Annotated in this window: 1 protein-coding gene; it reads right to left on the reverse strand. The window is 69.1% G+C overall.

The window, feature by feature from the left end; all coding sequences use genetic code 11:
• Positions 1–850 (reverse strand): AMP-binding protein (locus IE140_RS35720; protein WP_189461110.1); only part of this gene is annotated, 850 nt, incomplete at both ends.

An 850-nucleotide genomic window follows, 5' to 3' on the forward strand; every position in this document is an offset into this window, starting at 1 on the left:
CGCCGTGGGTGTTCCAGCGGGCGAGGTCGCCGGTGCGGTACATCCGCTGGCCGGGTTCGGGGTGGAACGGATCTGCGACGAAGCGTTCGGCGGTGAGCCCGGGCTGGTTGGCGTAGCCGCGGGCCAGGCCCTCGCCCGCGACGTACAGCTCACCCACCACACCGGGAGCGGCCAGCTGCAGAGCGGAGTCCAGCACGTACGTCCGCAGGTCGGGGATGGCGGTGCCGATCGTGCTGGCCGTCTCCGTCGCCGCGTGCTCCCGGGTCATCGGCCGGTAAGTCACGTGCACCGTGGTCTCGGTGATGCCGTACATGTTGATCAGAGTCGGCGCGTCGTCGGCATGGCGGCGATACCAGTCGGTGAGATGGGACGGCTGGAGTGCGTCGCCGCCGAAGATCACGAGGCGGAGAGCGAGGGACGGTGTCCGACGGTCACGGTCCGCGTGGGCCTCGGCATCGGCCTGCATCAGCTGATGGAAGGCCGCGGGCGTTTGGTTGAGAACGGTCACGCCCTCATCGGCCAGCAGGTACAGGAAGGCGTCCGGCGTTCGGCTCACCTCGTGCGGGACCACGACCAGGCGGCCGCCGTGCAGCAGGGCGCCCCAGATCTCCCAGACGGAGAAGTCGAATGCACAGGAGTGGAACAGGGTCCACACGTCCTGCGGGCCGGGGTCGAACCACGGACGGGTCACCTCGAAGAGCCGCACGGCATTCCGGTGGGTGGTGACGACGCCTTTGGGGTGTCCGGTGGATCCGGAGGTGTGGATGAGGTAGGCGGGGTGGTGGGGGGTGAGGGGGGTGGTGCGGTGGTGGTTGGTGGGGTTGTGGGTGGGTTGTTGGTTGAGGTGGTG

Source organism: Streptomyces parvus, assembly GCF_014648875.1.
Classification (GTDB): Bacteria; Actinomycetota; Actinomycetes; order Streptomycetales; family Streptomycetaceae; genus Streptomyces; species Streptomyces parvus.